This is a genomic window from Promicromonospora kroppenstedtii DSM 19349 (assembly GCF_000515355.1).
Lineage (GTDB): Bacteria > Actinomycetota > Actinomycetes > Actinomycetales > Cellulomonadaceae > Promicromonospora > Promicromonospora kroppenstedtii.
Map to the genome: position 1 here is coordinate 4,565 of NZ_KI911757.1, position 340 is coordinate 4,904.

Below are 340 nucleotides of genomic sequence, written 5' to 3' on the forward strand. Positions count from 1 at the left end.
CCTTCGCGGCCGTCTACCTCCTGGCTTGGCGCGGCGGCCTGCACGCCGACCGGCTCGTGCTCATCGGCATCGGCCTCGGCTACCTCACCACCGCGCTGACCACCTTCCTGCTGCTGCGCTCCGACCCCTGGAACACGCCGCGCATCTACACCTGGCTCTCGGGCACCACCTACGGACGCAGCCTTGAGCAGGTACTGCCCGTGGTCGTCGTCCTGGCGCTCGCGGTCCCGCTCGCCGTGATCGTGCGGCGCGAGCTCGGCCTGCTCGCGCTCGACGACGACACGCCCCGCCTGGTCGGCGTGCGGCTGGAGCGCAGCCGCCTGATCGTGCTCGCCGTGGC

1 protein-coding gene is annotated in these 340 nt (G+C 72.6%); it reads left to right on the forward strand.

Annotated elements, in window-relative coordinates; genetic code table 11:
• On the forward strand, positions 1 to 340 hold a 340-nt coding region (locus PROKR_RS26615; RefSeq protein WP_036969854.1), incomplete at both ends, for an iron chelate uptake ABC transporter family permease subunit.